We start from the raw sequence: 26,804 nt of genomic DNA on the forward strand, positions 1-26,804 counted from the left end.
GGCTACGCCGCCCTCGGCCCGCGGTCCCCCTCCCGCCGCTTCGCGGGGGAGGTGAAGCGCGGGGTCCGCTTCCAGCGCGCCTAACCCCCGCCGGCGCCGCGCTGGAAGCTTTCGACCAGGCTGCCGCAGACGAGGCGCCAGCCGTCGACCAGGACGAAGAAGATCAGCTTGAAGGGCAGGCTGACCACCACGGGGGGCAGCATCATCATGCCCATGCTCATCAGGACGCTGGCCACCACCAGGTCGATGACCAGGAAGGGGACGAACAGCAGGAAGCCGATCTCGAAGGCGCGCTTCAGCTCGGAGATCATGAAGGCGGGGGTGACGACCCGGATGGGGATGTCCTGGATGTTGGCCGGGCGCGGGGTCCGGGACAGGCGCATGAAGAGGCCCAGGTCGTCCTGGTCCACCTGGCTGAGCATGAACTGCTTCAGCGGCCCGCCCGCGGCGTCGAAGGCGGCGGGCAGCTCCATCTGCTGTTCCAGCAGGGGGCGGACTCCCTCGTTGTAGGACCGCTCGAACGTGGGCCCCATGACGATGGCGGTGAGGAACAGGCTGAGCGAGATGATCACCGCATTCGGCGGGCTCTGCTGCAGGCCGAGCGCCGTGCGCAGCAGCGACAGCACCACCACGATGCGCACGAACGAGGTGGTCATGATCATGATCGACGGCGCCAGCGACAGCACCGTCAGGAGGCCCACCAGCTGGACAACCCGTTCGGTGAGGCCGGCGCCCGTGCCGAGGTTGACGTTCAGCGTCTGGGCCACGGCGGCGGCCGGCAGGATCATGGCCGCCGCGGTGGTGATGGCCGCGATGAGGCCGGCGCGGCGCCAGTCCTCGGCGGGGAGCGTCCGGACCGCCTTCCAAAGCTCGCGCATCACGGGGCGTCCCGGGAGGGCAGGTCGCTCAGCAGCCGGCCTTCGCCCAGCAGGATCAGGCGCTCGCGCCCGTCGCACTCGACGATCAGGATGCGCCGGGCCGGGTCCAGCACCAGGCTCTCCACCACCTTCAGGCGGCGGTCCTTGCGCTGGCTGGCCAGCCGGGCCATGGCGTCCGGGCCGTACTTGCGCAGCGCGATGGCCGCGAGGCCGATCAGCCCCAGGGTGAGGGCCAGGGCGAAGACGGCTCTGAGGAAATTGGAAAGGTCCATGGGCGACGCTTCTGGCGGCGGATACGCGCCCATTCGCCCTTGAGTCTCTTAAGCGCGGATTAACCCTGTTGATTAAGGATCAGGTCCCATGAACCTGGCCGAAATCCCGCTCTTCTCGATGCTTCGGGGCCGCATGGGCTACCTCACCGAGCGCCAGAAGGTGATCGCGGAGAACGTGGCCAATGGCGACACGGCGAAATACGTCCCCAACGACCTGAAGCCCTTCAGCTTCGACGCCCGGATGGAGGCGCAGAAGAAGGCGCAAGGGATCGGCGGCCTGCCGATGATGGCCGCGACCCAGGCGGGACACATGGCGCCGAAGAACGAGCGGCGCGGCCTGGGCGCCCAGTACAAGACCATCAAGAGCCCCGACTCCGAGACCACGCTGAACGGCAACGCCGTGGTCCTGGAGGACGAGATGATCAAGATGAGCGAGGCGCGGATGAACTACGACGCCGCCATCAGCTTCTATCAGAAGTCCATGAACCTCCTGCGCATGGCCGCGCGCCGGCCCGGCGGCTAGGAGAGACTAGATGCCCGAGATCAAACCCGTTTCCGGCATCGCCCAGGCCGTCGCGGCCTCGGCCCTGCGCGCCCAGCAGGCGCGGATGCGGATCATCGCCGAGAACCTGGCCAACGCGAACTCGACGTCGCGGACCGCCGGCGGCGACCCTTACCGCCGCCAGGCGCCGGTGTTCGAGCCGACCAAGGTGGCCGGCGCCAAGGGCGTCAAGATGGCCAAGGTGGAGCCCGACCAGTCGGACTTCCGCCAGGAGTACGACCCCGGCCACCCGTCCGCCGACGCCAAGGGCTATGTGAAGCTGCCCAACGTGAACAGCCTGGTCGAGGCCATGGACATGCGCGAGGCGCAGCGAGCCTACGAGGCCAACCTGAACGTCATCGAGACGGCGCGCTCCATGGAGATGCGCACCCTCGATCTCTTGAAGAAGTAGGGCCTGACCGATGATGACGCCGCTTGCCGCCGCCAAGGCCTACGCCGCCACCCAGAAGGGCATGGGCGTGGGCGACAGCGTGGGCTCCACCGGGGCCCAGGCCCTGCCGCAGGGCGGCGGGTTCGCCGACGTGCTGAAGTCGGCCATGACCGACGCGGTCCACGCCTCGAAGCACGCCGAACACCAGATGGCCGCGCAGGTGGCCGGCAAGACCGAGCTGATCGACGTGGTGACCGCGATCTCGGCGGCCGAAGCCAGCCTGGAGACGGTGATGGCCGTCCGCGACCAGGTGATCTCGGCCTACCAGGAAATCATGCGGATGCCGATCTGACGGCTTGCCCTCCCCATCAAGGGAGGGAAGGGCCTATTTGATCTCGGCGCAGCCCACCCGGGCGCCCGCGCCGCCGATCGGCTGGCTCTGGTGGTCGTCGGCGCCGGCGTGGATCAGCACGGCTGAGCCGTCCGCGTCCTTCAGCGCCGCGAGCGTGGTGAGCGAGGAGAAGACCTCGGTCACGCCGGTCCCGTCCGCGGCGACGTAGAGGTTCGGCAGGTCGCCGGTCTCGTTGGCCTTGGGGTTGAGCAGGCCGTGCACCCGCTCGCCGCCGCCGTGGGTGTGGCCGCCCGCCGAGGTGAAGTCGGACTTGGAACAGTCGGCCTTCTCGTGGAAGTGCAGCCCGTGCCAGCCGGGCGTCAGGCCCTTGGCCTCCACCTTCAGCAGCACGCCCTTCGGCGCCTCGACGAGGGTCACCTTGCCGATCGCCTGGCCCGCCCCGTTCTTCAGCTCGGCCACGGCCTGGGGCGCCTGGGCGGTGGCGGACGAGGCGCAGAGGGCGGCGGCGGCGGTCAGGGCGAGCAGGCGAGGGGACATGGGGCGACTCCGGTTTGAACGGGAGGCTAACGTCTAGTCCTGCCCGACGGCTCCCCCAACCCCTCGCGAGGTGCTAGGCCTCGGCCATGGCCGCAGCGATCATCGAACTGGCAGGCGTGTCGAAGCGCTATGGCGGCCACGCGGCCCTCGACGAGGTCGGCCTGTCGGTCGGCGAGGGCGAGTTCGTGGCCCTGGTGGGCGGGTCGGGCTCCGGCAAGACCACCCTCCTGAAGACGATCAACGGGCTCGTGCGGCCCGACGCCGGCCGCATCCAGGTGGCCGGCGAGGACGTGGCGACGGCGCCGCCGCACCTGCTGCGCCGGCGGATCGGCTATGTCTTCCAGGAGGTGGGCCTGTTCCCGCACCTGAGCGTCGCCGAGAATATCGGGGTCACGCCGCGCCTGCTGGGCTGGGACAAGGCGCGCGTCGCCGCCCGCGCGGCCGAGCTTCTGGCCCTGGTCGACCTGCCGCCCGGCGTGGCGGAACGGCCCCCCGCGGCGCTGTCCGGCGGCCAGCGGCAGAGGGTGGGCGTGGCGCGCGCGCTGGCCGCCGAGCCGAAGCTGATGCTGATGGACGAGCCGTTCGGCGCCCTCGATCCCGTGACCCGCGACGCCCTCGGCGCCGACTACCGCGCGCTGCACGAGCGCCTGGGCCTGACCACGATCATGGTGACCCACGACATGGCCGAGGCGGTGCTGCTGGCCGACCGCATCGTGGTGCTGAAGGCGGGGCGGATCCTGGCCGACGGCGCGCCGGCGGCGCTGCTGGCGGGGAGCACGGATCCCGATGTGCTGGCGCTGCTGGAGGCGCCGAAGCGCCAGGCCCGGCGGCTGGCCGAGAGGCTGGGCGCGTGAGCGGCCCGCTGGCGGCCGCCTTCGACCTGCTGCCCGAGTATCTCGGCTGGCACGTGCTGCTCAGCCTCAGCGCCCTGGCGCTGGGGCTGGCCATCAGCCTGCCGCTGGCGGTGGCCGCCGCGCGGAGCCCGCGCCTGCGCTGGCCGGTGCTGGCCTTCGCCAGCCTGATCCAGACCATCCCGAGCCTCGCCTTGCTGGCGCTGTTCTATCCGCTGCTGCTGGCGCTCTCGGCCCTGTCGGAGGCGCTGGTGGGGCGGGGGTTCTCGGCGCTCGGGTTCCTGCCGTCGCTGCTGGCCCTGACCCTCTATTCCGTGCTGCCGATCCTGCGGAACGGGGTGGCGGGCATCACCGGCGTCGATCCCGCCATCGCCGAGGCGGCCGACGGCGTCGGCATGACCTCGCGCCAGAAGCTGCTGCAGGTGGAGCTGCCCCTGGCGGCGCCGGTGATCATGGCGGGGGTGCGCACGGCCGCGGTCTGGACCATCGGGGCGGCCACGCTCTCGACGCCCGTGGGCCAGACCAGCCTGGGCAACTACATCTTCGCCGGGCTGCAGACCGAGAACTGGGTGTTCGTGCTGTTCGGCTGCGCGGCCTCGGCGGCGCTGGCCCTGACGGCCGACCAGCTTCTGGGGCTGGTGGAGACGGGCGCGCGGACGCGGCGGCCGGCGTTCGTGGCCGCGGGGCTGGCAGGCCTGGCCATCGGGGCCGGCGTCGCCCTGGCGCCGCTGGCCAGCTTCGGCCACGCCGCCGCCTACACGGTGGGGGCCAAGAACTTCTCCGAGCAGTACATCCTGGCCGAGCTGATCGCCGGGCGGCTGGAGCGGGCGGGGGCGGCGGTCTCGCGCAAGGAGGACCTGGGCTCGGCCGTGGCCTATCGCGCCCTGGCGGCGGGCGAGATCGACGTCTACGTCGACTATTCCGGCACCCTCTGGACCAACGTGCTGGGGCGGGCGGACAATCCGGGCCGCAAGGCGGTGCTGGACCAGCTCACCGCGGAGCTGAAGCGGCGGGACGGGGTGCTGGTGCTGGGGTCGCTGGGCTTCGAGAACGCCTACGCCTTCGTGATGCGGCCCGACCGGGCGCGGGCGCTGGGGATCGCGAGCCTGGCGGACCTGGCCCGCGAGGCGCCGCGGCTGAAGCTGGGCTCGGACCTGGAGTTCCTCTCGCGGCCGGAATGGCGGGCGGTGGACGCGGCCTACGGCTTTGCATTCCGGTCCGAGCGGTCGTTCCAGCCCACCTTCATGTACCGGGCCCTGGCGGGCGGCGAGGCCGACGTGATCAGCGCCTTCTCGTCGGACGGCCGGATCGCCGCCGACCGGCTGGTGGTGCTGTCCGACCCCAAGGGCGCGATCCCGCCCTACGACGCCGTGATCCTGGTCTCGCCGAAGGCGGCCGCCGACCCGCGGCTGGTGGAGGCGCTGCGGCCGCTGGTGGGGGCGGTGCCCGTCGAAGCCATGCGGGCGGCGAACTACAGCGTCGACCGGGACGCCGGGAAAGTGACGCCCGCCGAGGCGGCCCGGGCCCTGGAGCGGCTCGTCGCCGGGAATTGAGGCGCCGCCCGCGACATCTACGCCTGAGGCGCGAACCCTGTTGCCGAAGCGTCACGCCGCCGTTGTAGGGTAAACGAAGTGTTTATGCGGGCCGCGGCCCGTCGTTGGGGGATCGTCTATGAAGTTCAAGAGTTTGGCGGCCGGGGCCGCGCTGGCGGCGCTGGTGTCGGCGGCTGTCGCCGGCCCCGCGGGCGCCGTGGTGATCAGCAACGGCCAGTTCAGCGTGGGGATCAACGAATACGGCCAGTTGTACGACTCCGGCGTGGGCTTCCGCCGCGACGCCGACGGCGCAGACGTGATCAGCCCGGGCACGGCGCGCGAGGCCTGGGGCCTCAACGCCGACTACGCTGACCTGGAGTTCTATGGCGTCAGCGGCGTCACGGCGGGCAGCTTCGATTTCACCGCCGACAGCGCGCTGGTGAGCGTCCTGACCGACGGCGGCTTCCTGGTGACCCAGTCGTTCGAGTTCGTGGCGCCGAACATCCTCGGCATCGTCACCCAGGTCACCAACACCACGGGCGGCGACCTCTCGGCCCTCTTCCAGCGGGTAGTGGACTTCGACGCCAGCGCTCTCGAGCCGGAGACGGACAACGTGTCCGGCGTCTACGGTCCGGGCGGCTTCGAGAGCGGCTTCTTCGGCTTCGAGGATCCGTCGCCGCTGAGCGGCGCCTTCCTGGGCCCCTGCGACGGCGGGTGCGACGAGACCGGCGACAACGGCGCGGCGATCCGCCTGAACCTGGGCGTGCTGGGCGCGGGCCAGAGCCGCAGCTTCACCTACTTCTACGGCCTGGGCGCCGTGGGCCAGAGCCGGGACGAGCTGATCGCCCAGACCCTGGGCGCCGGCGCCGGCAACGTCCTGGCCGCCGTGAGCCAGGACGGGTCGGTCAGCGCCACCATGGGCGCGGCGATGAGCGCCGCCGTTCCCGAGCCGGCCACCTGGGCGATGATGCTGCTGGGCTTCTTCGGCCTGGGCGGGATGCTGCGCCGCCGGCAGGCCGCGCTGGCCTGATCCAGCCCACCCGGCTGCGACAATCCGGACCCCCGGCGAGCCTCGCCGGGGGTCCGTTCGTTAATGGCCTCTAGCCCTTTGTTAACCATGTCGGGGGAGATTGGCGCGTCGGCGGGAGGTTCCGTCCGGCGAGTCTTCCCGAAGAGGTTTCCCATGAGCGGCGCCGAGGTTCTGGACGTCGGGCGCGACGCCATCTGGCTCACCATCCAGCTCTGCGCGCCGGTCATGCTGGTCGGCCTGGTGGTGGGCGTGGGCATCGGCCTGTTCCAGGCGCTGACCCAGATCCAGGAACAGACCCTGATCTATGCCCCGAAGATCGTCGCCATCTTCGTCTCGCTGCTGGTCTTCATGCCCCTGATGGGCGCGCTGATGAGCGGCTTCATGCGCAACATCGCGGCCCGCATCGCGGGCATGTAGGCGGGGAGGTCCGGCCCCGTGGAGTCGTACGCGACCGCCCAGCAGGTCTTCGCCGCCGGCCTCGTCTTCGCGCGGATCGGCGCGGTGATCATGCTGCTGCCCGGCCTGGGCGAGACCCTGGTGCCGCCGCGCATCCGGCTGTCGTTCGCCCTGGCCTTCACCCTGATGATCTTCCCCCTGATCGGCGGCGCGGTCCCGCCGATCCCCAGCGGCGCGGCCGACCTGGGGCTGGCGGTGATCAAGGAGGTCCTGATCGGCCTGATGATCGGCGCCATCCTGCGGCTCTTCATGACCTCGCTCTCGGCGGCCGGGGAGATCGTCTCGATGGCGACGACCCTTTCGTTCTCGCAGACGGCCAATCCGATGCAGGCCCAGCCCTCGACGTCGCTGGGCACCTTCCTCGGCATGATCGGCATCGTGCTGATCTTCGCCACCAACCTCGACCACCTGTTCATCGCCGCCATCGTCAACTCGTTCGAGCTGTTCCCCTTCGCCCGCGACATCCCCGTCGCCGACGCGGGCCAGCTGGCGGTGCAGACCGTCAGCCGCTCGTTCGGCCTGGGCCTGCAGCTCGCCGCGCCGGTGGTGGTGTTCTCGCTGATCCTCAACGTCGCCACGGGCCTGGTCGGCCGGGTGATGCCGCAGTTCCAGGTGTTCTTCGCCGCCACGCCCCTGATGGTGCTGGGCGGCCTGTCGATCTTCGCCCTCAGCCTGGGCGTCATCGGCATGGTCTGGATCGACCGTTTCCGTGAACTGGCCGGGACGTTCGCCGGCCAATGAGCGACGCGCCCGAAAAAGAGTCAAAAACAGAAGAGGCGACACCCCAGAAGCTCGAGAAGGCCAAGGCCAAGGGCGATGGGATCAAGACGCCGGACCTCGGGCCGTTCGCGGTCCTCGCCGCCGTGTCGGGTGTCCTGGTGATGGGCGGCGGCTGGATGGCGCAGAACCTGGCCCATCGCCTGCTGCCGTTCTTCGCCCATCCCGCCGACATGTCGCTGGAGGGCCGCGGCGGGGTCGAGATCCTGCGCTATGCGATGATGGCCGGCGCGCCGGCGCTGCTGATGGTGCTGCTGACCGCCGCCGTCGCCGGCTCGGGCGCCAGCCTCATGCAGACCGGCCTGCGGTTCACGCCCGACAAGCTGAAGCCGGAATTCTCGAAGATCTCGCCGAAGAAGGGCTTCGAGCGGATGTTCGGACCCGACGGCCTGATGCAGTTCGCCAAGTCCCTGGTGAAGGTGACGGTCATCGCGATCCTCGCCTGGTGGATCCTGAAGCCGGTGGTGCCGAAGTTCTCCTCGCTGTCGGCCCTGGACGTGGGCGCGATCCTGCCGTTCTGCCTCGACGTCCTGAACCGGCTGCTGTTCGCGGTGGTCGGCCTGAGCCTGCTGGTGGCGGGCGGCGACTGGTTCTGGCAGCGCCAGCGCTTCCTCACGCGCCAGAAGATGACGAAGGAGGAGGTCAAGGAGGACTACAAGAACAGCGAAGGCGACCCGCACGTGAAGGCGCGCCAGAAGCAGCTCCGCTATGAGCGCGCGCGCCGACGGATGATGCAGGCGGTGCCCGAGGCCACCGTGGTGGTCATGAACCCGACCCACTACGCGGTGGCGCTGAAGTACGAGCAGGGCGAGACCGCCGCGCCGATGTGCGTGGCCAAGGGGCTGGACAGCCTGGCCCTGAAGATCCGCGCCGTCGCCGAGGAGGCCGGCGTGCCGGTGATCGAGGACCCGCCGCTGGCGCGGGCGCTCTACGCCGCCGTCGACATCGACGAGATGATCCCGCCGGCCCATTTCGAGGCCGTGGCCAAGATCATCGGCTTCATCCTGGGCGCGGGGAAGCGCCGCGCCGCCCACCGGTAGAGGCGGTTCGCCGACTTTGCCCCCTGACGCCGTAAACCGTTGTGACACAATGCAGACCAACGATTCGCGAGAGGCGCTGACGCTGCCCATGGCCGAGCCTTCGTCCAAGCCTTCGAAGGTCGATCCGTTCATCGCGCTCGCGGTGTTCTTCTTCCTGCTGGCCGCCGCCTTCGCCTTCGCGCCCGCCCTCAACGCGGGTCTCGAAACCCTGGCCGGCACCATGCTGCTGGTGGGCCTGGCGGGGGTCTGCTGCCTGGGCCTCTTCGTGCTGCGGGGGCCGGTCGAGACGCCGGCCGAGACCGAGGCGGGCGCCGAGGCCTTCCTGTCGGCCCTGGGCGAGCCGTCGGCGGTCGCGGCGCCGGACGGGCGGCTGCTGACCACCAACCCGGCCTGGCGCGAGGCCATGGGCACGGCCCCCCGGCTGCCCAAGAGCGGGGCGGCCGCCTCCAGCCTGTTCGGCGCCCTGGCCTCCGCACGCCGCGGCGAGCTTGGACGGGCGATGGTCAAGACCGGCGGCCAGGAGCGCGAGGCGCTGGTCTCGCCGCTGGGGCCGCGCCGGTTCCTGGTGCGCCTGACCGGTCGCGGGACCGGCCCCCTGGCGTTGCCGTCTTCCGCCATGGAGGTGCTGAACGCCGTGGCCGGAGCCAAGGCGCCGCCGCCCAAGGTGCTGGACGCCTTCGCCGCCGCCTCGCCGTTCGGGGCGGCGCTGCTGGAGGGCGAGGACCCGTTCGAAGCCAAGATCATCGAGGCCAACCCCGCCCTGGCCGCGGTGGCCAAGGGCGGCGAGCCCGGCCAGGTGTTCGGCGATCTCATCGAGCCCACCAGCCGGCTGGACGCCGCCCTGCGCCTCAGCGAGGCCCGGGACGGGCACGCGCCGCTGGAGGTGCGCCTGGCGCACGACCCGACGCGTATCGCGCACCTCTACCTCTCGCAGAGCCCAGGCCGCTGGGTGGCCTATCTGGTGGACGTCTCGGACCAGAAGCAGGTCGAGCTGCAGCTCTCCCAGAGCCAGAAGATGCAGGCCATCGGCCAGCTGGCCGGCGGGGTGGCGCACGACTTCAACAACCTCCTGACCGCCATCCTGATGCAACTGGACGTGCTGTCGACGCGCCACCCGGTGGGCGATCCGTCCTACGAGGGCCTCAACGAGATCAAGCAGACGTCGATGCGGGCCGCCGACCTGGTCCGCAAGCTGCTGGCCTTCTCGCGCAAGCAGACCGTCCAGCGCGAGATCCTGGACGTGGGCGAGATGGTCTCGGAGTCCGAGGTCCTGCTGCGCCGGCTGCTGTACGAGGACGTGAAGCTGGTCACCGACTACGGCCGCAACCTGCCCCATGTGCGGGCCGACCGCAGCCAGCTCGACACCGCTGTAATGAACTTGGTGGTCAACGCCCGCGACGCCATCCGCAGCCACGGCGGCGGCGTGATCCGCATCCGCACCGCCCGGGTGACCCAGGAGGAGGCGCGCGGCCTGGGCTATCCCACCGCCCAGGGCGACCAGGCGATGATCGAGGTCTCGGACGACGGCCCCGGCATCCCGGCGGACGTGATGGACAAGATCTTCGACCCCTTCTTCACCACCAAGCCGGTGGGCGAGGGCACGGGTCTGGGGCTGGCCACCGTCTATGGGATCGTCAAGCAGTCCGAGGGCTGGATCGCGGTGGATTCCAAGCCCGGCCAGGGCGCGGCGTTCCGCATCTTCCTGCCGGTCCATATCGCCCCGGCGGCCGAAGCGCCCGTGGCCCCGGCGCCCGCCGCCGCGCCGAAGCGTCCCGCCGCCCGCGACCTCTCCGGCGCCGGCCGGATCCTGTTCGTCGAGGACGAGGATGCGGTTCGCGGCGTCGCGGCCAAGCTGCTCCGGGCGCGCGGCTACGAGGTCATCGAGGCGGCCAGCGGCGAGGAGGCCCTGGAGATCGCCGAGGAGCACGCCGGCCAGATCGACCTGATGATCTCGGACGTGGTCATGCCCGGCATGCAGGGGCCCGACCTTCTGAAACAGGCCCGCCAGTACCTGGGCAGCGCCCCGGTGATGTTCATCTCGGGCTATGCCGAGAGCGAGTTCTCGGACCTGCTGGAGGGCGAGCGCAACGTCTCGTTCCTGCCCAAGCCCATCGACATCAAGACCCTCGCCGAGCGCGTGAAGCAGGAACTGCAGAAGGCGGCCTGATTTAGATTCGACTTATATAAGTCAGAGCTGTAGAAAGCCCTTCGTTCATGGAGGAGCTGGCATGCTGTCGAACGCCATCGGCGCCGAATTCCGCGCGGTTACGGATCGGGAATGGGAGGGCCGCCCCGCCAAGGCGGTGGTCGCCGCCCGGGTCTATCCCACCGACCCCGACGACCTCTGGGACGCCCTCACCAACGCCGAGCGCCTGCCGCGCTGGTTCTCTCCCGTCAGCGGAGACCTCAGGCTGGGCGGCCGCTATCAGGTCGAGGGCAACGCCGGCGGGACCATCCTGCGCTGCGAGCCGGCGCAGGCCCTGGACCTGAGCTGGGAGTTCGCCGGGGCGACGAGCTGGGTGACCGTGAGGCTGGCCCGGGAGGGGCACGGCGTCCGGCTCACCCTGGAGCACATCTTCCCGGCCACCGATCTGGACGGAGAACACTGGCGGAAGTATGGGCCCGCCGCGGTGGGCGTCGGCTGGGACCTCGGCTTCCTGGGTCTTGGCCTGCACCTCGCCTCGGGCGAGGCCAAGCCCCCTGAGACCGATCCGGCCTGGATGGCCTCCGACGAGGCGAAGGGCTTCATGCGCGCCTCCGCCGACGCCTGGGCGGCCGCCCACATCGCGTCGGGCGAGGATCCCGAGACCGCACGTCGGATGGCGCAAAACACCGCGGCCTTCTACACAGGCGGCTGATGCATGCGTTCGATGTCCTGGGCGATCCTGTCCGCCGCCGGCTGCTGGAACTGCTGGCCGAGGGCGAGCGGTCGTCCGGCGACATGACCACCGTCGTCCAGGCCGAGTTCGGAATCACGCAGTCCGCCGTCTCGCAGCATCTGAAGGTCCTGCGCGAGGCCGGCTTCGCCAGCGTCCGGATCGACGGTTCGCGGCGGATCTATGCGGTGGACGCCGGGCCGATGCGCGAAGTCGACGCCTGGCTCGACCGTTTCCGGATGTTCTGGGCGCCCAAGCTGGAGGCGCTGGCCACCGAGGTGGCGCGGGGCAAGCGCAAGCGGGAAGGCTAGCGCTTGCGTCCGCCCCGCGGCGGCGCGATGGATCGTCCTTCCGCCAACCGGAGTATGGGCATGAGCGACAAGACCCTGCCCACCCAACGCACCGGCGCGACGGCTCTGGGTGCGAGCGCAACCGGGGCCACCGCCCTGTTCGCCGTGTCCGCCGGCGCCCTGGCCGTGGGCGCGCTCGCCGTCGGCGCCCTGGCCATCGGCCGGCTGGTGCTGGGCCGCGTGACGGCGCGGACGGTGCGGATCAAAAAGCTCGAGATCGACGAACTGACCGTGGGCCGGCTCACCGTCCGCAAGCCGGACTAGAGACCGCCCTTGCGCCCGGCCCGGCGCCGCGCGACCGTGCCGGCAATCAGAAAGAACGGTACGGGAGGACGATGGGATGGCGAGCGTGAACCCCAATGGGCCGCTGAAGGGCCGCACGGCCCTGGTCACCGGCGCGAGCCGCGGGATCGGCGAGGCGATCGCCGTGCGGCTGGCCATGGAAGGCGCCAAGGTGGTGGTGTCGGCACGCACGGCCGAGGCGGGCGAGAGCAAGCTGCCCGGGACGCTGCACGACACCATCGACCGCATCCGCCGCCTGGGGGGAGAGGCGGCGTTCGTGAAGGCCGACCTGTCCGACGCCGCCGACCGGGAGCGCCTGGTCGCCGAGGCGGCGGCGCTGTACGGGCCCGTCGACATCCTGATCAACAACGCAGCGGTGACCTTCTTCATCCCGGTGGAGACCTTCCCCAAGAAGCGGTTCGACCTGATGATGGAAGTCCAGGTCTGGGCGCCGTTCCACCTGAGCCAGCTGGTCCTGCCCTCGATGCGCGAGCGGAAGGCCGGCTGGATCGTCAACATCTCCTCGCCCGCGGGCCTGCACCCCAAGCCGCCGTACAACCGCCGGGGCGGGGGCACAGTGTATGGCATGTGCAAGGCGGCGCTGGAGCGGTTCACCACCGGCCTGGCCTCGGAGGTCCATGACGACGGCATCGCGGTGAACGTGGTCTCGCCGGGCCTGGTGGACACGCCCGGGGTGGCCGTGCACGGCCTGATCAACGACCAGACCCGGGATCGCGTGCAGCCGATCGAGTACATCGCCGAGGCCGTCTACCGCCTCGCCAGCGGCGACCCGAAGACCATGACGGGGCGTATCGACTACGCCGAGCCTTTGCTCAAAGAATTGGGGATCGCTCCCACCGAACTGGCCTGAACCCCATGCTCGAGCAGACCGTCGACATCGCCACCAAGGACGGAAAGACCACCACCTTCATCGCCCACCCCGAACGCGGCGGACCGCACCCGATCGTCCTGTTCTACATGGATGCGCCCGCGATCCGCGAGGAGCTGCGGGACATGGCCCGCCGGATCGCGACGGCCGGCTACTATGTGATGCTGCCCAACCTCTACTACCGGCGTGGGGTGCTGGAGCTGGCGAGCCTTCCGCCGCTGCCCGAGGCGGAGGCGCGGGCGCGCATGTTCGAACTCATGGGCTCGATCAACATTCCGCTGGTGATGGCCGACACCGACGCGCTGCTGGATTTCGCGGATCGCGATCCGGCGGCGAGCCCCGGCCCGGCGGCGGCCATCGGCTACTGCATGAGCGGGCAGTACGCGATCAACGCCGCCGCGCGCCATCCGGAGCGCATCGCCTGCGCGGCCTCGCTGTATGGCGTGCAGCTCGTCACCGACAAGCCCGACAGCCCGCACCTGGCGGCGCAGAAGACGAAGGCGGAACTGTATTTCGCCTGCGCCGAGCACGACACCTATGCGCCCCTGGAGATGGTGGAGGCGCTGGATGCGTCGCTGAAGAGCGCGGGGGCCAATGCGGAGGTCGAGATCTATCCCGGCGTCCACCACGGCTTCGCCTTCCCGCAGCGCCCGGTCTACGACAAGGGCGCGGCCGAGCGGCATTGGGAGCGGCTGTTCGCGCTGTTCAGGCGGAACCTGGGGTAGGGGGCGCCTGGGCCACCACCGGCGGGACCCAGCCCGGCTCCAGCGCCTTGCGGGGGTGGAGCGAGCTGACCATGCCCATGAAGGGCGGCCAGATGTCGTAGCCCAGCAGGGTCTGGAGGCGGCGCGACATGGTGCGGGCGCGCTCCGGCGGGACGCCGAGGAAGAAGTTCTCCTGCGTCCGGCCCCAGGGCTCGCAGTACTGGTTGGTGAAGGCCAGGCGGGGCTTGTCGCTGCGGTTGGCGCCGCCGCGGTGGACGGTCGTGCCGGCCATGACGAAGCAGGCGCCGGCCGGGATCTCCATCGGGACCAGCATGGCGGTCATCTCCTCGACCGTGTTCGGCCGGCCCCCGGCGCCGTGGTCGCCCCAGAGATGGCTGCCGGGGATCACCTCGGTGGCGCCGTTCTGCGCCGTAAAGGGATCGATCGCGCCGATGACGGTCATGCTGAGCGGCGGCCGGGGCCGGGGCTGGCGGTAGAAGCCGTCGTCGGTGTGCAGGTCCTGGGCGGCCTCGCCCGGGTTTATCTGGATCGACTGGCTGGCGGTCAGGAGGTAGCCCGGCTGCAGGAACCGGTCGAGCAGCGCCAGGATGCGCGGCTCCTCGGTCAGGTCCTCGAAGACCTTGGCCCGCGCGACCAGGGTGTAGATGCGCTCGGTGCTGAAGCCCTCGAAGGCGTTGCGGCCCCGGTGCGCGCCCATGTAGGGCGCCAGGCCCTCGCGCACCGCCTCAAGCGTGCCCTGGTCCATGAAGTCCCGGATCACCGTGAAGCCCTGCTCGCGGATCTCCGCGGCATGGGCGTCGGCGTCGAATCGGGCGGTGGGTTTGTCCATCTCGCTGCGCCTCCCTATTCTGCAAGCATAACACGACGACCGGAGGACGCCCGATGAGCCAGAGCCTGAACATCCGCCGCGTGGCCGGAGCGCTTGGGGCCGAGATCTCGGGCGTGGACCTGTCGCAGCCGCTGGCCGACGAGACCGTCGCCGCGATCCGCCGGGCCCTGGTCGAGCACCAGGTGATCTTCTTCCGCGACCAGGACCTGACGCCGGCCCAGCAGGTGGCGTTCGGCCGCCGGTTCGGACCGCTGAACATCCACCCCTACGTCACCGGCATGGCCGGCCATCCGGAGGTGATGGAGATCATCAAGGAGCCGTCCGACCGGATCAATTTCGGCGGCGGCTGGCACTCGGACATGAGCTTCCTGGAGACCCCGGCGATCGGCTCGATCCTCTATGCGGTCGAGCTGCCCGAGTGGGGCGGCGACACCCTGTTCGCCAGCCAGGCGGGGGCGTTCGAGGCCCTGTCGCCCGGCCTGCAGAAGACGCTGGAGGGGCTGAACGCGGTCCATTCCGCCAGCCGCGAATATTCCGCCCAGGGCCATTCGGCCCAGAAGCGGGGCGCGATGCAGGTGGCCGAGGCCGACGGCTATGTGGGCGAGTACGTCCACCCGATGGTGCTGGTCCACCCGGAGACGGGGCGCAAGGCGCTGTACGTGAACCCGGCCTTCACCCTGCGGATCGAGGGGTGGAAGACGAAGGAATCCAAGGCGCTGCTGGACTATCTGTTCGACCACTGCCGCTATGAGGCTTTCACCTGCCGGTTCGCCTGGGCGAAGGGCTCGGTGGCGTTCTGGGACAACCGGTCGGTCTGGCACTTCGCCCTGAACGACTACCCCGGCCAGCGCCGCCACATGCGGCGGGTGACGGTGGACCCTTGGCCGGCCGCCCAGGCGGTGGCGGCGGAGTAGGGTCCGCCCACGTTGTCATCCCGGTTTCGCGAAGCGAAGACCGGGACCCCGATGTGTTGAGCTTGAGGCGCCGCGCTGCGGTGCGAGCTCGCCTGGCGCATCAGATCGGGGTCTCGGTCTTTGGCCTGGCGGGATGACAAGCTTAGCGATCGAGCCACGCCTCCACACTGCGCGCGGCGGCGAGGCCGGTCGCGAAGCTGGCCTGGAGGAGGTAGCCGCCGGTGGGGGCTTCCCAGTCCAGCATCTCGCCGGCGACGAAGACGCCCGGGCGGGCCTTGAGCATCAGATCATCGTCCACGGCGTCCAGCCGCACGCCGCCGGCCGAGGAGATCGCGCGGGCGAGGCCCTGAACGCCGGTCAGGCGGACGGGGGCGGCCTTGATGGCGGCGGCCAGGGCGCCGGGCTGGGTGGGCAGGTCCTTGCCGTGGGCCTCGCGCAGCAGGTTGATCTCGACGGGCGACAGCTTCAGGGCCTTGCGCAGGTGGTTGGAGAGCGACTGGCCGGGCTTGCCCTGGCTGAGCCGCGCGGTGAGGGCGCCGGCCGTCATCTCGGGCCGCAGATCGAAGATCGCCTGCGCCGAGCCTTTCGCCGCGATGGCGTCGCGGAGCGGGGCGGAGAGGGCGTAGAGCGCGCCGCCCTCCAGGCCGTAGCGGGTGACCATGGCCTCGCCGCGGACGGTGCGGTCACCAAAGGCGAGGGCGATCCCCTTGAGCGGCTGGCCGGCGAAGGCCTGCATCACCGGGCTCCAGGCCACATCGAAGCCCATGTTCGCGGGGCGGAAGGGCGCCACGTCGCCCAGCCAGGCGGCCCAGCCGCCGTCCGAGCCGAGCCTGGGCCAGCTCGCGCCGCCGAGGGCGAGGAGGGTGGCGTCGGGGCGCTGGGTGGTCTCGCCGTCCGGCGTGCGGAAGCGCAGGGCGCCGTCGTCGGTCCAGCCCCGCCATTCGCTGCGGGTGCGGATGGAGACGCCCAGATCCGCCAGCCGCGCCAGCCAGGCGCGCAGCAGGGGCGAGGCCTTCAGCGCCTTGGGAAAGACGCGGCCGGACGAGCCGACGAAGGTGGGCTGGCCCAGCCCCTCGGCCCAGGCGACGAGGGCGGAGGGCGGAAAGGCTTCCAGCAGCGGACGCAGCCTGTCCGCCGCGGCGCCGTAGCGCCCGGCGAACGCTTCGAAATCCTCGGAATGGGTGAGGTTCAGGCCGCCGCGGCCGGCCATCAGCAGCTTGCGGCCCACCGAGGGCATGCGGTCGTGCAGGGTGACCGCATGGCCCGCCGCCGCCAGGGTCTCGGCCGCGAACAGGCCCGCGGGCCCGCCGCCGATCACCGTGACGGCGGCCATGCGCCTAGTCGCCGCCGGCCATCGCCAGCAGGGCGGCGAGGCCCACGGACATGCCCTTCAGGCTCTCCGGCTTGGCCACGTCGATCCACTCGTCGACCGCGTGGGCGCGACCGCCGACCCCGCCCGAGCCGATGGTCACGGCCGGGATGCCGAGGCTGATGGGGATGTTGGAGTCGGTGGAGCTGGCGCCCAGCACCGGGGTGTAGCCGGCGGCGCGCACGGCGGCGGCGGTCACGCGCACGATCTCGGCGTCTTCCCGGGTGGCGCCGGTGGGCCGCTCGCCGATCTGCTTGATGTCGGCCGAGATCTGGCCGGCGCGGGTGGAGCGGGCGGCGTTCTCGGCCTTCACGGCGGCGTCCACGATCTGCAGGAACTTCGCGTCGATCTTGGCGAGCTCCTCCTTGCTCTCCGAGCGCATGTCGACTTCGAGCCAGATGGCGTCGGGGATCGAGTTCACGCTAGTGCCGCCGCCGACCACGCTGGTGGCGTAGGTGGTCTTGGGCTGGGCGGGCGTGACGATCTTGTTCATCTCGACCACGGTCGTCCCCATGGCCGCCATCGGGTTGACGAGGCCGTAGGCGCCGTAGCTGTGGCCGCCGGGGCCCTTGAAGGTGACGCGATAGCGCTTGGAGCCGACGGCGCCGAAGGTGACCCGCTCGGCCGAGGTTCCGTCCATCGAGAAGAAGGCGGCGATGCGGTCCTTGTACTTGCCCTTGGTGAAGATGTAGCGGACGCCGCGCAGGTCGCCCGGCCCCTCTTCGCCCACGTTGCCGACGAACAGGATGTCCTTCTTCGTCCTGACCTTGCCGGCGTCCAGCGCGCGGACATAGCCCAGCAGCACCGCCAGGGAATGGGTGTCGTCGCCGACGCCCGGGGCGAACAGCTTGGTCCCCTCGCGGCGGACCTTCACGTTGGTCTCCTCGGGGAAGACGGTGTCGAGGTGCGCGGCGATCACCACCAGCGGGCCGCCGGCGGGGCCGGTCCCGCGGCGCAGGCCCATCACGTTGCCCTCGGCGTCCATCTCCACGTCGGTCAGGCCGTGGGCCCTCAGCATGGCCATGTAGGCCTCGGCCCGCTTCTGCTCCTTGAACGGCGGCGCGGGGATCTCGGTGAGAGTGATGGTGTCCTCGACGATGCGGTCGTGCTCGCGGTCCAGGGTTTTCATGGCGGCCTGGAAGCCGGCGCTGTCGCGGATCTCCTGGACGGTCCGCTCGGCGGACGAGGATCGCGGCGCGGCGGTCGCGCCGGCGGCCAGGGTGAGCGAAAGGACGGCGGCCAGCCCAAGCCGCGAGACGCGTAACATCGTGATGGAATCCTTGCTTGCGAGCGGGGTCATATCAACCGATCCGACCACCCTTCGCTAGGCCGGAAGGGCAGGATGTTCCGCATTACCGGGAATTAATGCGGCGATCCGTGCGCCTCGCTTGCCGGTCGCCTGCCGCGGCCTCTAAGCCTTCGCGTCACATAACCTGTAACTGGGAGGCGCGTTCGTGCAGAACCGTCGGCAGCTGATGATCGCCGCTGGGGCTCTCGCCACACTGGCGGCGACGAGGGCCACCGCTCAGGCCGGCGGGGCCGAAGCCCAGCTGGCCCGGTTCCTGGACGAGGTGTTCAAGGAGACTCTCGACGAGCAGCCCGAGCTGGTGACCTCGCTCGGCCTCGACAAGGGCGAGCGCGCCGCGGCCAAGGCCCAGCTGCACGACGCCTCCCTGGCCGGCGTCGAAAAGCGCAAGGCGCGCAACACCGACCAGCTCCGCCGGCTGAAGGCCATCGACCGCAGCAAGCTCTCGGGCATGGCGGCGGTGAACTACGACACCCTGCTGTTCGAGCTGCAGACCACCGAGGACGGCAACCGCCGGTTCAAGTACGGCGCCGCCGGCTCCGGCAGCCCCTATGTCCTGGCCCAGATCTGCGGGGCCTGGCAGGAGGTGCCGGACTTCCTGGACAGCCAGCACTCCGTCGAGACCCGGGAGGACGCGCAGGCCTACCTGGCCCGCCTCGAAGCCTTCGCCGCGATGATGGACGCCGAGGTGGAGCGCGTGCGGCACGACGTGGGGCTGGGCGTGATCCCGCCCGACTTCGCCATCGCCGGCGCCCTCAAGGGCATGGCGGTGCTGCGCGCGCCGGCCGACAAGTCGACCCTGGTCACCTCCCTGGCGACCAAGGCCAAGGCCAAGGGCGTGGCCGGCGACTGGATGGGCCAGGCGACGGCGGTCTACGACGGCAAGGTGATCCCGGCCCTGGACCGGCAGATGGCGCTGCTGGAGAGCCTGAAGCCCAAGGCTGTGCACGACGCCGGCTGCTGGCGCCTGCCCGACGGGGAGGCCTACTACGCCCAGGTCCTCTACGCCCAGACGACCAGCCGGATCACCCCGGCCGAGGTCCACAAGCTGGGCCGCGAGGTCACCGCCGAGCTCTCGGCGCGGGCGGACGTGCTGTTCAAGGAACTGGGCTTCACCAAGGGCACGGTGGGCGAGCGCTACATCGCGCTCTACGAGAGCAAGAAGGGCGTCTATCCCAACACCGACGAGGGCAAGGCCAAGATCATCGCCGACCTGAACCAGGTGGTGGCCGGCATCCAGAAGCGGCTGCCCGAACAGTTCGGAACCCTGCCCAAGGCGCCGCTGGAGATCCGCCGCATCCCGCCGGCCACGGAGGGCGGCGCGTCCACGCACTACGAGGCGGCCAGCCTCGATGGCTCGCGCCCCGGCGTCTACTGGCTGAACCTGCGCGACACGGCCGAGAGCCCGTACTGGTTCCTGCCCACCACGACCTATCACGAGGGCAATCCCGGCCATCACATGCAGATCACGCTGCAGCGCGAGGCCGACCTGCCGATGATCCGGCGCGTGATGGGCTTCGGCGCCTATGCCGAGGGCTGGGCGCTGTACTCCGAGCAGGTCGTCCAGGAGATGGGCCTCTACAAGGGCGAGCCGCTGAACGAGCTGGGCTACATCCACGACGCCCTGCTGCGCTCGGCCCGGCTGGTCACCGACAGCGGCCTGCACGACCTGCGCTGGAGCCGCGAGAAGGCCATCGCCGAGATGCGCGCCATCGAGGGCGACCCCGAGCCGCTGGCCGCCCAGGAGATCGAGCGCTACTCGGTGTGGCCGGGCCAGGCCTGCAGCTACATGGTCGGCAAGGTGACCATCCTGCGCCTGCGCGAGAAGGCGAAGAAAGCGCTGGGGGCCAAGTACGACCCGCGCAAGTTCCACGACGCGGTCCTGCTGTCGGGCTCCATGCCGCTCACGGCCCTGGAGAACGTCGTCGACCTCTACATCGCCGGAGCCAAGGCCTGATGGACCGCCGCACATTCCTCGCGACCGCAGCCGCGGCGGCGCTGGCCCCCGCCGCGTACGCCGCGACCCCGGAGGACGCCAAGCTCCGGGCCGTCTTCGACCGGTTCTTCGAAGACAACCTGGCCGACTCGCCCGAGGCGGTGACCCGGCTGGGCCTGGACAAGGGCCCCCGCGCGGCGGCCAAGTCGAAGCTGGACAGCGCCTCGCTGGAGAACCTGGCCCAGTCCAAGGCCCGCACGGTCCGCCACCTGGCCGAGCTCAAGACCATCGATCGCGCCAAGCTGAGCCCGTCGGAGCAGCCGAACTACGACGCCGTGCTGTTCACGCTGGAGGGCGATGCGGCGGCCGGCAAGCGCTACGCCTACGGCATGGAGGGGGCGGGCCAGCCCTACGTCCTGTCGCAGCTCACCGGCGCCTACCAGGACATCCCGGACTTCCTGGGCTCGCAGCACGCCATCGAGACCAAGGCGGACTGCGACGCCTACCTCGCCCGCCTCTCCGCCTTCGGGACGGTGATGGACGAGGAGGTGGCGCGGGTGCGCCACGACGTGGGCCTGGGCGTGATCCCGCCGGCCTTCATCCTGGAGCGGGCGCTGCAGCAGATGCAGGGCCTGCGCAGCTCGGCGCCCGCCGCCTCGCCGCTGACGACCCAGCTCACCAGCCGCGCTGCGGCGAAGGGTGTCGCGGGCGACTGGGCGGCGCAGGCGGAGAAGATCGTCGCGTCGGACGTCTATCCCGCCCTGGATCGCCAGATCGCCCTGCTGCAATCGCTGCAGCCCAGGGCGAACCGCGACGCCGGGGTCTGGAAGCTGCCCGACGGCGAGGCCTATTACCGCGACGCCCTGCGCAACTTCACCACCACCACGCTCACGCCGAAGGAGGTCCACGAGATGGGCCTCGAGACGGCCAAGGAACTGGGCGCGCGGGCCGAGGCGATCCTGCGCGGGCAGGGGATGACCAAGGGGACGGTGGGCGAGCGGATCGCCGCGCTCTTCAAGGACACGCGCTACCACTATGCCAACACGGACGAGGCCAAGGACAAGCTGATCGCGGACCTCAACGCCATCGTGGCGGAGATCCGGCCGCGCCTGCCGTCCATGTTCGGGACCGTGCCGAAGGCCAATGTCGAGATCCGGCGGGTGCCCAAGTTCATCGAGGCCGGCGCGCCCGGCGGCTACTACAACCGCCCCGCCCTGGATGGCTCGCGGCCGGGCATCTACTGGATCAACCTGCGGGACAGCGCCGAGAACCCGTCCTGGACGCTGAAGACCCTGACCTATCACGAGGCGGTCCCGGGCCATCACCTGCAGCGCTCGCTGCAGCAGGAGGCGGACCTGCCGATGCTGCGCAAGATGGCCGGCTTCCCGGCCTTCGCCGAGGGCTGGGCGCTCTACTCCGAGCAGGTCGCCCTGGAGATGGGCGAGTACAAGGACGATCCGCTGGGCGAGCTGGGGCAGATCCAGGCCTCGCTGTTCCGCGCCGCGCGCCTGGTGGTCGACACCGGCCTGCATTCCATGCGCTGGAGCCGCGAGAAGGCGATCGAGACCATGAGCTCGATCGACGGCAGCCCTGCGTCGTCCGCCACCACCGAGATCGAACGCTACTGCATCCGCCCGGGCCAGGCCTGCGCCTACATGGTGGGCAAGCTCACCTGGCTGCGCCTGCGGTCCAAGGCGCAGGCTGAGCTCGGACCCCGCTTCGACATCCGCAAGTACCACGACGCCGTGCTGCTCGGCGGCGCCATGCCCCTGACCGTGGTCGAGGGCGTGGTCGACCGCTGGATCGCGGCGCAGAAGGCTTGAGAGACCCGATGACCCAGATCGACCGCCGCCGCTTCCTCGTCACCACCGCCGGGGCCGCCCTCGCCACCGCCGCGCCGGCGTTCGCGCAAGGCGCGGCCGAGGATGCGAAGCTGCGCGCCCAGCTCGACAGGATGTTCGAGCAGACGGTGGACGACAGCCCGCGGTTCGCCACCTCGCTGGGCCTGGACAAGGGCGCCCGAGCGGCGCTGAAGAGCCAGCTCGACGACAATTCCGCCGCCGGCAAGCAGAAGCGCCTGGAGCGGGCCCGCCGCTGGGTAGGCGAGCTCAAGGCCATCGACCGCGAGAAGCTGTCGGCCGGGTCCAAGGTGGACCTGGACGTGGTGCTCTATGCGAACGAGCAGGCGGTCCGGAACGGCGACAAGTACCGGTTCGGTGACGTGGGCGGCAACTTCAGCCCCTACGTCATCAGCCAGCGGGGCGGCGCCTATGCCAACGTGCCCGACTTCCTGGACAGCCAGCACCGCATCGCCAATGCGGACGACGCCCAGGCCTACCTCTCGCGCCTGTCGGCCTTCGCCAAGGCCATGGACAACGACGTGGCGCGGCAGGCCACGGACGTCGCCGCCGGCGTCGTGCCGCCGGACTTCGTCTGCGACCTGGCGCTGGGCCAGATGCGGGCGTTGCGGGGCCAGCCGGCGGACAAGGTGATCCTGACCACCTCCATCGCCCGGAAGGCCGCGGCGGCGAAGCTGGACGGCGACTGGGCGGCCCGTGCGCAGAAGATCGTCGAGACCGAGGTCTATCCGGCCCTCGACCGGCAGATCGCGGCGATGGAGAAGGTTCGCGCCAAGGCCAAGCCGGACACCGGCGTCTGGGCCCTGCCGGGCGGGGACGCATACTACGCCGACGCGGTGAAGGCCTCCACGACCACCAACTATTCGCCGGAAGAGGTCCATCAGCTGGGCCTGACCCAGGTGGCCGAGATCGGGGCGCGCCTGGACGCGATCCTGAAGGCCCAGGGCCTGACGCAGGGCACGATCGCCCAGCGGCTGATGAAGCTGAACGAGGACCCGCGGCAGGTCTATCCGGCCACCGACGCCGGCCGCGAGCAGATGCTGGCCGACCTCAACAAGGACGTGGCCGACCTCTACGGCCTCCTGCCGCGCGCGTTCAACAGCCTGCCCAAGGCCAAGGTGGAGGTGCGGCGGGTGCCGGCGTTCATCCAGGACGGAGCGGCCAACGGCTACTACCAGAGCGCGGCGCTGGACGGCTCGCGGCCGGCGGCCTTCTACATCAACCTCAAGGAGACCAGCGACTGGCCGCGCTATAACCTCAAGACCCTGGCGGTCCACGAAACGGTGCCCGGCCACCACCTGCAGATCGCCCTGGCGCAGGAGAGCGACCGGATCCCCATGCTGCGGCGGGCGGGCTTCGGGTTCTCGGCCTTCTCGGAAGGCTGGGCGCTGTACTCCGAGCAACTGGCCGACGAGATGGGGGCCTATGAGGGCGATCCGCTGGGCCAGGCGGGCTACCTGCAGTCGCTGCTGTTCCGGGCCGCGCGCCTCGTGACCGATACCGGAATCCACTACAAGCGCTGGGGCCGGGCCAAGGCGACCCAGTACATGGTCGACACCATCGGCAACACAGAGAGCCGGGCCCAGCGCGAGGTCGAGCGCTACTTCTCCTCGCCCGGCCAGGCCAACAGCTACAAGGTCGGCCACACCGTCTGGGCCAAGGTCCGCGAGGACGCCAAGGCGAAGCTGGGCAGCAAGTTCGACCTCAAGGCCTATCACGACGCGGTGCTGCTCTCCGGCGCCATGCCGCTGACGGTTCTGGAGCGGCACGTGCAGGCCTGGGTCGCCTCCCAGGCCTGAGGTCGGGGAGGGTCTTTTCGGCCGTTCACGAAAAACCGACCGTCGGTACAGTCGTCATGGGCGCGGATTGGCGCCAACCTCCCGGCCTCGAAGGTTTGGGAGGGACAGCCATGAAGATCCGCGTCGCCTTGCTCGCCGCCGCCGCGGGCCTGTGGGCCGGCGGGGCCGCCGCCCAGCAGCACGACATGTCGAGGATGACCGGCATGAGCATGGGCCTGCCGCCCATGCCGTCGATCTACGCCGGCCAGGCCGACAAGCCGGGCGCGCCGGTGTTCCAGGGCCTGGGCGCCCACACCATGAAGGTGACGGCCACGCCCGAGGCGCAGAAGTTCTTCGACCAGGGCGTCAACCTGGTGTTCGGCTTCAACCACGCCGAGGCGATCCGCTCGTTCCGCGAGGCGGCGCGGCTGGATCCCAACTGCGCCATGTGCTGGTGGGGCGTCAGCTTCGCCCTGGGCTCGAACATCAACCTGCCGATGCCGGACGACGCGATCCCGGCGGCCTGGATGGCGCTGAAGAACGCGCAGGCGGCCGCGCCCAAGGTCAGCGAGCGCGAACAGGCCTGGATCGCTGCGCTCGCCACCCGCTACGCCGAGAAGAAGGGCGCCGACCGGGCGGCCCTGAACGCCGCCTTCGCCGCCGCCATGGGCGACCTGGCGGCCAGGTATCCCGACGACATCGACGCCCAGACCTTCTGGGCCGAGGCGATGATGGACACCCAGCCCTGGGATTACTGGGAAGCCGACGGCAAGACGCCCAAGGGTCACGGCGCCCAGATCGTCGCCACCCTCGAGAAGGTGATGGCCACGGCGCCGGACCATCCCGGTGCGCTGCACCTCTACATCCACGCCGTGGAGGCCTCGACCACGCCGGAGCGCGCGGAGGCGGCGGCGGACCGGCTGCTGAAGCTGATGCCGGGCGCCGGGCACGTGGTGCACATGCCCAGCCACATCTACTACCGGGTCGGCCGCTACGCCGACGCCGCGGCGGCCAACGAGGCCGCGGCCAAGGTGGACGAGGACTACATCATCGCCTGCAAGGCGCAGGGCTTCTATCCGGCCGGCTACTACGGCCACAACATCCACTTCCTCTGGACCTCGGCCGAGATGGAGGGGCGCTACCAGGCCGCCATCGACGCCTCGCGCCGGCTGGTGAAGGCGGTGGACGCGCCGAACCTCGCCAAGCAGCTCTCGGTGGCCGAGCTCTACAACTTCACCCCGACGGTCACCCAGCTGCGGTTCGGCAAGTACCGCGAGATCCTGGCCGAGCCGGCGCCGGACAAGATGCTCACGCTGGACACCGCCATGTGGCTGTATGCCCGGGCCTTCGCCCACGCGAACACCGGCGACCTGGCCGCCGCGCGGGCGGACCGCAAGGCGCTGGCGCCGCTGCAGACCGCCAAGTTCGACCGCTACGACGCCTTTGGGGTTCCGGCGGCCGGGATGATCGCGGTGGCCCTGGCCAGCGTGGACGGCGAGATCGCGCGAAAGTCGGGCGATCTGGCGGGCGCCATCGCGCACTTCCGCAAGGCCCAGACGCTGGAGCGGGCGCTGCCCTACACCGAGCCCGCCTACTGGCACCGGCCGGTGGCGCACCTCTTGGGCGCGGCGCTGATCGAGGCGGGCCAGCCGGCGGAGGCCGAGGCGGTCTACCGCGAGAGCCTCCACCACTATCGCCGCGACGGCTGGGCGCTGATGGGCCTGGCCAAGGCGCTGGAGGCGCAGGGCAAGTCCGCCGATGCGCAGAAGGCGATGGCCGAGTTCGGCGAGGCCTGGCGGCGCTCGGACACCCCGATCGCGACGTCGCGGCTCTGATCGAGGCGTAAGGCTGCAACAGGTGGCGCCATCCTGCTGACATGGCCCTGTCAGCAGGACGGGTGTTGAATGGCTCCGAACCCAAGGGAGCCCCCCGATGTCTGACATCGTCTTCTACACCAACCCCATGTCGCGCGGCCGGATCATCCGCTGGATGCTGGAGGAGGTCGGCCAGCCCTACGAGACCAAGGTCCTCGACTGGGCGGGCGGGGCGGCCAAGTCGCCCGAGTACCTGGCGATCAACCCCATGGGCAAGGTCCCGACCATCGTCCACGACGGGGTGGTGGTCACCGAGTGCGCGGCGATCTGCGCCTACCTGGCCGACGCCTTCCCACAGGCGGGCCTGGCCCCGCCGCCGGGCAGCAAGCTGCGCGGGCCGTACTATCGCTGGCTGTTCTTCGGCGCCGGGCCGATCGAGCAGGCCGTGGCGTTCGGGGCGCTCAAGGTCGACGTGCCGGCCGACCAGCGGGCGATGGTCGGCTTCGGCTGCATGACCGACGTGCTGGACGCGCTGGAAGGCGCGCTGAAGGGCCGCCAGTATCTCGCCGGCGACAGCTTCACCGCGGCGGACCTCTATATCTGCTCGCACCTGGCCTGGGGTATGAGCTTCGGCACCATCGAGAAGCGCCCGGCGTTCGAGGCCTATGTCGAACTCCACGGCAAGCGGCCGGCCGCGCTGCGGGCCGACGAGATCGACAACGCCCTCATGGCTCAGCAACAGCAGCCGGAGCCCGCTGAATAAGGTCGAACTTCGTGCCGTAGAGATCCTCGAACACCGCCACGGTCCCGTACGGCTCGTGGCGGGGTTCCTCGAGGAACCTGACGCCGGCCGCGCTCATGCGGGCGTGGTCGCCGGCGAAGTCGTCGGTCTCCAGGAACAGGAAGACGCGCCCGCCGGCCTGGTCGCCCACGGCGCGCGCCTGGTCCCCCACGGCCTTCGCCAGCAGCAGTGCGCCCTGCGAGCCGCGCGGCCGGACGACCACCCAGCGCTTGCCGCCGCCCATGTCGGTGTCCTCGACCAGCTCGAACCCGGCCTTGCGGACGTAGAAGTCGATGGCCTCGTCATAGTCGCGGACGAGGAGGGCGGTGAGGGCGAGTCTGGCAGGCATGAGCTTCAGTAGCATTCCTTCCCCGCTGGGGGAGGGGCGCCACGAAGTGGTGGAGGGGGCTCCGGCGCAAAACGATCGTCTTGAGCGGAA

At 70.6% G+C, this 26,804-nt stretch carries 28 protein-coding genes; 21 read left to right on the forward strand and 7 right to left on the reverse strand.

Annotation, left to right across the window (positions count from 1 at the left end):
- Positions 1 to 80: 80 nt before the first annotated feature.
- Together fliP and AX721_RS09495 are read right to left on the reverse strand one after the other, a co-directional pair.
- Positions 81 to 881 carry a flagellar type III secretion system pore protein FliP gene (gene fliP, locus AX721_RS09490; RefSeq protein WP_068875774.1) on the reverse strand — a complete coding sequence of 267 codons (801 nt, stop codon included), beginning with the start codon at positions 879 to 881 and terminating at the stop codon, positions 81 to 83.
- Complete coding sequence (locus AX721_RS09495; protein ID WP_068875775.1) at positions 878 to 1,150, reverse strand: flagellar biosynthetic protein FliO; 273 nt, start codon at positions 1,148 to 1,150, stop codon at positions 878 to 880. The genes fliP and AX721_RS09495 overlap by 4 nt, the downstream gene beginning before the upstream one ends.
- Positions 1,151 to 1,238: 88 nt before the next feature.
- On the opposite strand from AX721_RS09495, the gene flgB reads away from it, so the two are divergent.
- The 3 genes from flgB to fliE are packed head-to-tail and all read left to right on the forward strand — an operon-like array spanning position 1,239 to position 2,434.
- The gene (gene flgB / locus AX721_RS09500) at positions 1,239 to 1,673 is read left to right on the forward strand and encodes a flagellar basal body rod protein FlgB (protein WP_068875776.1); all 435 of its coding nucleotides are present in this window, start codon (positions 1,239 to 1,241) and stop codon (positions 1,671 to 1,673) included.
- A 10-nt stretch (positions 1,674 to 1,683) separates the two neighbouring features.
- Positions 1,684 to 2,103, forward strand: a complete 420-nt coding sequence (flgC, locus tag AX721_RS09505) for a flagellar basal body rod protein FlgC (protein ID WP_068875777.1) — start codon at positions 1,684 to 1,686, stop codon at positions 2,101 to 2,103.
- 10 nt (positions 2,104 to 2,113) lie between these two features.
- The gene (gene fliE / locus AX721_RS09510) at positions 2,114 to 2,434 is read left to right on the forward strand and encodes a flagellar hook-basal body complex protein FliE (RefSeq protein WP_068875778.1); all 321 of its coding nucleotides are present in this window, start codon (positions 2,114 to 2,116) and stop codon (positions 2,432 to 2,434) included.
- A 33-nt stretch (positions 2,435 to 2,467) separates the two neighbouring features.
- Here the strand turns inward: fliE and AX721_RS09515 are convergent, their stop codons facing one another.
- Complete coding sequence (locus tag AX721_RS09515; protein WP_156467097.1) at positions 2,468 to 2,971, reverse strand: superoxide dismutase family protein; 504 nt, start codon at positions 2,969 to 2,971, stop codon at positions 2,468 to 2,470.
- Positions 2,972 to 3,057: 86 nt separating this feature from the next.
- On the opposite strand from AX721_RS09515, the gene AX721_RS09520 reads away from it, so the two are divergent.
- The 12 genes from AX721_RS09520 (at position 3,058) to AX721_RS09575 (ending at position 13,779) form a co-directional block, all read left to right on the forward strand.
- Positions 3,058 to 3,825, forward strand: coding sequence for an ABC transporter ATP-binding protein (locus AX721_RS09520; protein ID WP_068875779.1), 768 nt, complete (start codon positions 3,058 to 3,060; stop codon positions 3,823 to 3,825).
- Positions 3,822 to 5,375 (forward strand): glycine betaine ABC transporter substrate-binding protein, encoded by a 1,554-nt coding sequence (locus tag AX721_RS09525; protein ID WP_068875780.1) that lies wholly within the window; start codon positions 3,822 to 3,824, stop codon positions 5,373 to 5,375. The genes AX721_RS09520 and AX721_RS09525 overlap by 4 nt, the downstream gene beginning before the upstream one ends.
- A gap of 118 nt (positions 5,376 to 5,493) precedes the next feature.
- Positions 5,494 to 6,384, forward strand: coding sequence for a PEPxxWA-CTERM sorting domain-containing protein (locus tag AX721_RS09530; protein ID WP_068875781.1), 891 nt, complete (start codon positions 5,494 to 5,496; stop codon positions 6,382 to 6,384).
- Positions 6,385 to 6,537: 153 nt separating this feature from the next.
- Positions 6,538 to 6,801, forward strand: a complete 264-nt coding sequence (fliQ, locus tag AX721_RS09535) for a flagellar biosynthesis protein FliQ (protein WP_068875782.1) — start codon at positions 6,538 to 6,540, stop codon at positions 6,799 to 6,801.
- An 18-nt stretch (positions 6,802 to 6,819) separates the two neighbouring features.
- Entirely contained in the window at positions 6,820 to 7,581 is a 762-nt protein-coding gene (gene fliR, locus AX721_RS09540) for a flagellar biosynthetic protein FliR (RefSeq protein ID WP_068875783.1), read from the forward strand.
- Entirely contained in the window at positions 7,578 to 8,657 is a 1,080-nt protein-coding gene (flhB, locus tag AX721_RS09545) for a flagellar biosynthesis protein FlhB (RefSeq protein ID WP_068875784.1), read from the forward strand. Before fliR ends, flhB begins: the two co-directional genes overlap by 4 nt.
- Before the next feature lie 49 nt (positions 8,658 to 8,706).
- On the forward strand, positions 8,707 to 10,824 hold the full coding sequence (gene cckA, locus AX721_RS09550; RefSeq protein WP_082765528.1) for a cell cycle histidine kinase CckA: 2,118 nt from the start codon (positions 8,707 to 8,709) through the stop codon (positions 10,822 to 10,824).
- Positions 10,825 to 10,885: 61 nt separating this feature from the next.
- Positions 10,886 to 11,515 carry an SRPBCC family protein gene (locus AX721_RS09555; protein WP_068875785.1) on the forward strand — a complete coding sequence of 210 codons (630 nt, stop codon included), beginning with the start codon at positions 10,886 to 10,888 and terminating at the stop codon, positions 11,513 to 11,515.
- Positions 11,515 to 11,844 carry a helix-turn-helix transcriptional regulator gene (locus AX721_RS09560; protein WP_068875786.1) on the forward strand — a complete coding sequence of 110 codons (330 nt, stop codon included), beginning with the start codon at positions 11,515 to 11,517 and terminating at the stop codon, positions 11,842 to 11,844. Before AX721_RS09555 ends, AX721_RS09560 begins: the two co-directional genes overlap by 1 nt.
- 60 nt (positions 11,845 to 11,904) lie before the next feature.
- Entirely contained in the window at positions 11,905 to 12,147 is a 243-nt protein-coding gene (locus tag AX721_RS09565; protein WP_068875787.1) for a hypothetical protein, read from the forward strand.
- Between the two features lie 76 nt (positions 12,148 to 12,223).
- Positions 12,224 to 13,036 (forward strand): SDR family NAD(P)-dependent oxidoreductase, encoded by an 813-nt coding sequence (locus AX721_RS09570; RefSeq protein ID WP_068875788.1) that lies wholly within the window; start codon positions 12,224 to 12,226, stop codon positions 13,034 to 13,036.
- 5 nt (positions 13,037 to 13,041) lie between these two features.
- Positions 13,042 to 13,779 carry a dienelactone hydrolase family protein gene (locus AX721_RS09575; protein ID WP_068875789.1) on the forward strand — a complete coding sequence of 246 codons (738 nt, stop codon included), beginning with the start codon at positions 13,042 to 13,044 and terminating at the stop codon, positions 13,777 to 13,779.
- On the opposite strand, the gene AX721_RS09580 is transcribed toward AX721_RS09575, so the two are convergent.
- Positions 13,760 to 14,608: a phytanoyl-CoA dioxygenase family protein gene (locus AX721_RS09580; RefSeq protein ID WP_068875790.1), complete on the reverse strand. Its 849-nt coding sequence runs from the start codon at positions 14,606 to 14,608 to the stop codon at positions 13,760 to 13,762. The genes AX721_RS09575 and AX721_RS09580 overlap by 20 nt on opposite strands.
- A 53-nt stretch (positions 14,609 to 14,661) precedes the next feature.
- On the opposite strand from AX721_RS09580, the gene AX721_RS09585 reads away from it, so the two are divergent.
- Positions 14,662 to 15,522: a TauD/TfdA family dioxygenase gene (locus AX721_RS09585; protein ID WP_068875791.1), complete on the forward strand. Its 861-nt coding sequence runs from the start codon at positions 14,662 to 14,664 to the stop codon at positions 15,520 to 15,522.
- Between the two features lie 142 nt (positions 15,523 to 15,664).
- Here the strand turns inward: AX721_RS09585 and AX721_RS09590 are convergent, their stop codons facing one another.
- Both AX721_RS09590 and AX721_RS09595 read right to left on the reverse strand, forming a co-directional pair.
- Positions 15,665 to 16,855, reverse strand: coding sequence for a TIGR03862 family flavoprotein (locus tag AX721_RS09590; RefSeq protein WP_068875792.1), 1,191 nt, complete (start codon positions 16,853 to 16,855; stop codon positions 15,665 to 15,667).
- Positions 16,856 to 16,859: 4 nt separating this feature from the next.
- Positions 16,860 to 18,158, reverse strand: a complete 1,299-nt coding sequence (locus AX721_RS09595) for a M20/M25/M40 family metallo-hydrolase (RefSeq protein ID WP_068875814.1) — start codon at positions 18,156 to 18,158, stop codon at positions 16,860 to 16,862.
- Between the two features lie 187 nt (positions 18,159 to 18,345).
- Between AX721_RS09595 and AX721_RS09600 the strand changes: the two genes are divergently transcribed.
- The 5 genes from AX721_RS09600 to AX721_RS09620 all read left to right on the forward strand — a co-directional run bounded on the left by AX721_RS09600 (position 18,346) and on the right by AX721_RS09620 (position 26,347).
- Entirely contained in the window at positions 18,346 to 20,154 is a 1,809-nt protein-coding gene (locus tag AX721_RS09600; protein ID WP_082765527.1) for a DUF885 family protein, read from the forward strand.
- Positions 20,154 to 21,956 (forward strand): DUF885 family protein, encoded by a 1,803-nt coding sequence (locus AX721_RS09605; protein WP_082765526.1) that lies wholly within the window; start codon positions 20,154 to 20,156, stop codon positions 21,954 to 21,956. The genes AX721_RS09600 and AX721_RS09605 overlap by 1 nt, the downstream gene beginning before the upstream one ends.
- An 8-nt stretch (positions 21,957 to 21,964) precedes the next feature.
- On the forward strand, positions 21,965 to 23,791 hold the full coding sequence (locus tag AX721_RS09610) for a DUF885 family protein (RefSeq protein ID WP_156467098.1): 1,827 nt from the start codon (positions 21,965 to 21,967) through the stop codon (positions 23,789 to 23,791).
- A 110-nt stretch (positions 23,792 to 23,901) separates the two neighbouring features.
- The gene (locus AX721_RS09615) at positions 23,902 to 25,605 is read left to right on the forward strand and encodes a tetratricopeptide repeat protein (protein ID WP_068875793.1); all 1,704 of its coding nucleotides are present in this window, start codon (positions 23,902 to 23,904) and stop codon (positions 25,603 to 25,605) included.
- 97 nt (positions 25,606 to 25,702) lie between these two features.
- Positions 25,703 to 26,347, forward strand: a complete 645-nt coding sequence (locus tag AX721_RS09620; protein ID WP_068875794.1) for a glutathione S-transferase family protein — start codon at positions 25,703 to 25,705, stop codon at positions 26,345 to 26,347.
- Here AX721_RS09620 and AX721_RS09625 read toward each other — a convergent pair.
- Complete coding sequence (locus AX721_RS09625; RefSeq protein WP_068875818.1) at positions 26,310 to 26,714, reverse strand: VOC family protein; 405 nt, start codon at positions 26,712 to 26,714, stop codon at positions 26,310 to 26,312. The two genes, AX721_RS09620 and AX721_RS09625, sit on opposite strands and share 38 nt — an antisense overlap.
- Positions 26,715 to 26,804: the final 90 nt, after the last annotated feature.

Source organism: Phenylobacterium sp. CCH9-H3 (assembly GCF_001557235.1).
Lineage (GTDB): Bacteria > Pseudomonadota > Alphaproteobacteria > Caulobacterales > Caulobacteraceae > Phenylobacterium.

Bases quoted from the DNA above. Each gene is read 5' to 3' on its own strand.
- AX721_RS09565 (WP_068875787.1), top strand. From the start codon at position 11,905: ATGAGCGACAAGACCCTGCCCACCCAACGCACCGGCGCGACGGCTCTG.
- AX721_RS09590 (WP_068875792.1), bottom strand. From the start codon at position 16,855: ATGGCCGCCGTCACGGTGATCGGCGGCGGGCCCGCGGGCCTGTTCGCG.
- flgB (WP_068875776.1), top strand. From the start codon at position 1,239: ATGAACCTGGCCGAAATCCCGCTCTTCTCGATGCTTCGGGGCCGCATG.
- AX721_RS09560 (WP_068875786.1), top strand. From the start codon at position 11,515: ATGCATGCGTTCGATGTCCTGGGCGATCCTGTCCGCCGCCGGCTGCTG.
- AX721_RS09610 (WP_156467098.1), top strand. From the start codon at position 21,965: ATGACCCAGATCGACCGCCGCCGCTTCCTCGTCACCACCGCCGGGGCC.
- AX721_RS09555 (WP_068875785.1), top strand. From the start codon at position 10,886: ATGCTGTCGAACGCCATCGGCGCCGAATTCCGCGCGGTTACGGATCGG.
- AX721_RS09495 (WP_068875775.1), bottom strand. From the start codon at position 1,150: ATGGACCTTTCCAATTTCCTCAGAGCCGTCTTCGCCCTGGCCCTCACC.
- AX721_RS09515 (WP_156467097.1), bottom strand. From the start codon at position 2,971: ATGTCCCCTCGCCTGCTCGCCCTGACCGCCGCCGCCGCCCTCTGCGCC.
- AX721_RS09605 (WP_082765526.1), top strand. From the start codon at position 20,154: ATGGACCGCCGCACATTCCTCGCGACCGCAGCCGCGGCGGCGCTGGCC.
- flhB (WP_068875784.1), top strand. From the start codon at position 7,578: ATGAGCGACGCGCCCGAAAAAGAGTCAAAAACAGAAGAGGCGACACCC.
- fliQ (WP_068875782.1), top strand. From the start codon at position 6,538: ATGAGCGGCGCCGAGGTTCTGGACGTCGGGCGCGACGCCATCTGGCTC.
- AX721_RS09530 (WP_068875781.1), top strand. From the start codon at position 5,494: ATGAAGTTCAAGAGTTTGGCGGCCGGGGCCGCGCTGGCGGCGCTGGTG.
- AX721_RS09580 (WP_068875790.1), bottom strand. From the start codon at position 14,608: ATGGACAAACCCACCGCCCGATTCGACGCCGACGCCCATGCCGCGGAG.
- AX721_RS09615 (WP_068875793.1), top strand. From the start codon at position 23,902: ATGAAGATCCGCGTCGCCTTGCTCGCCGCCGCCGCGGGCCTGTGGGCC.
- AX721_RS09570 (WP_068875788.1), top strand. From the start codon at position 12,224: ATGGCGAGCGTGAACCCCAATGGGCCGCTGAAGGGCCGCACGGCCCTG.
- flgC (WP_068875777.1), top strand. From the start codon at position 1,684: ATGCCCGAGATCAAACCCGTTTCCGGCATCGCCCAGGCCGTCGCGGCC.
- AX721_RS09585 (WP_068875791.1), top strand. From the start codon at position 14,662: ATGAGCCAGAGCCTGAACATCCGCCGCGTGGCCGGAGCGCTTGGGGCC.
- AX721_RS09520 (WP_068875779.1), top strand. From the start codon at position 3,058: ATGGCCGCAGCGATCATCGAACTGGCAGGCGTGTCGAAGCGCTATGGC.
- cckA (WP_082765528.1), top strand. From the start codon at position 8,707: ATGCAGACCAACGATTCGCGAGAGGCGCTGACGCTGCCCATGGCCGAG.
- AX721_RS09575 (WP_068875789.1), top strand. From the start codon at position 13,042: ATGCTCGAGCAGACCGTCGACATCGCCACCAAGGACGGAAAGACCACC.
- AX721_RS09620 (WP_068875794.1), top strand. From the start codon at position 25,703: ATGTCTGACATCGTCTTCTACACCAACCCCATGTCGCGCGGCCGGATC.
- fliE (WP_068875778.1), top strand. From the start codon at position 2,114: ATGATGACGCCGCTTGCCGCCGCCAAGGCCTACGCCGCCACCCAGAAG.
- AX721_RS09625 (WP_068875818.1), bottom strand. From the start codon at position 26,714: ATGCCTGCCAGACTCGCCCTCACCGCCCTCCTCGTCCGCGACTATGAC.
- AX721_RS09595 (WP_068875814.1), bottom strand. From the start codon at position 18,158: ATGTTACGCGTCTCGCGGCTTGGGCTGGCCGCCGTCCTTTCGCTCACC.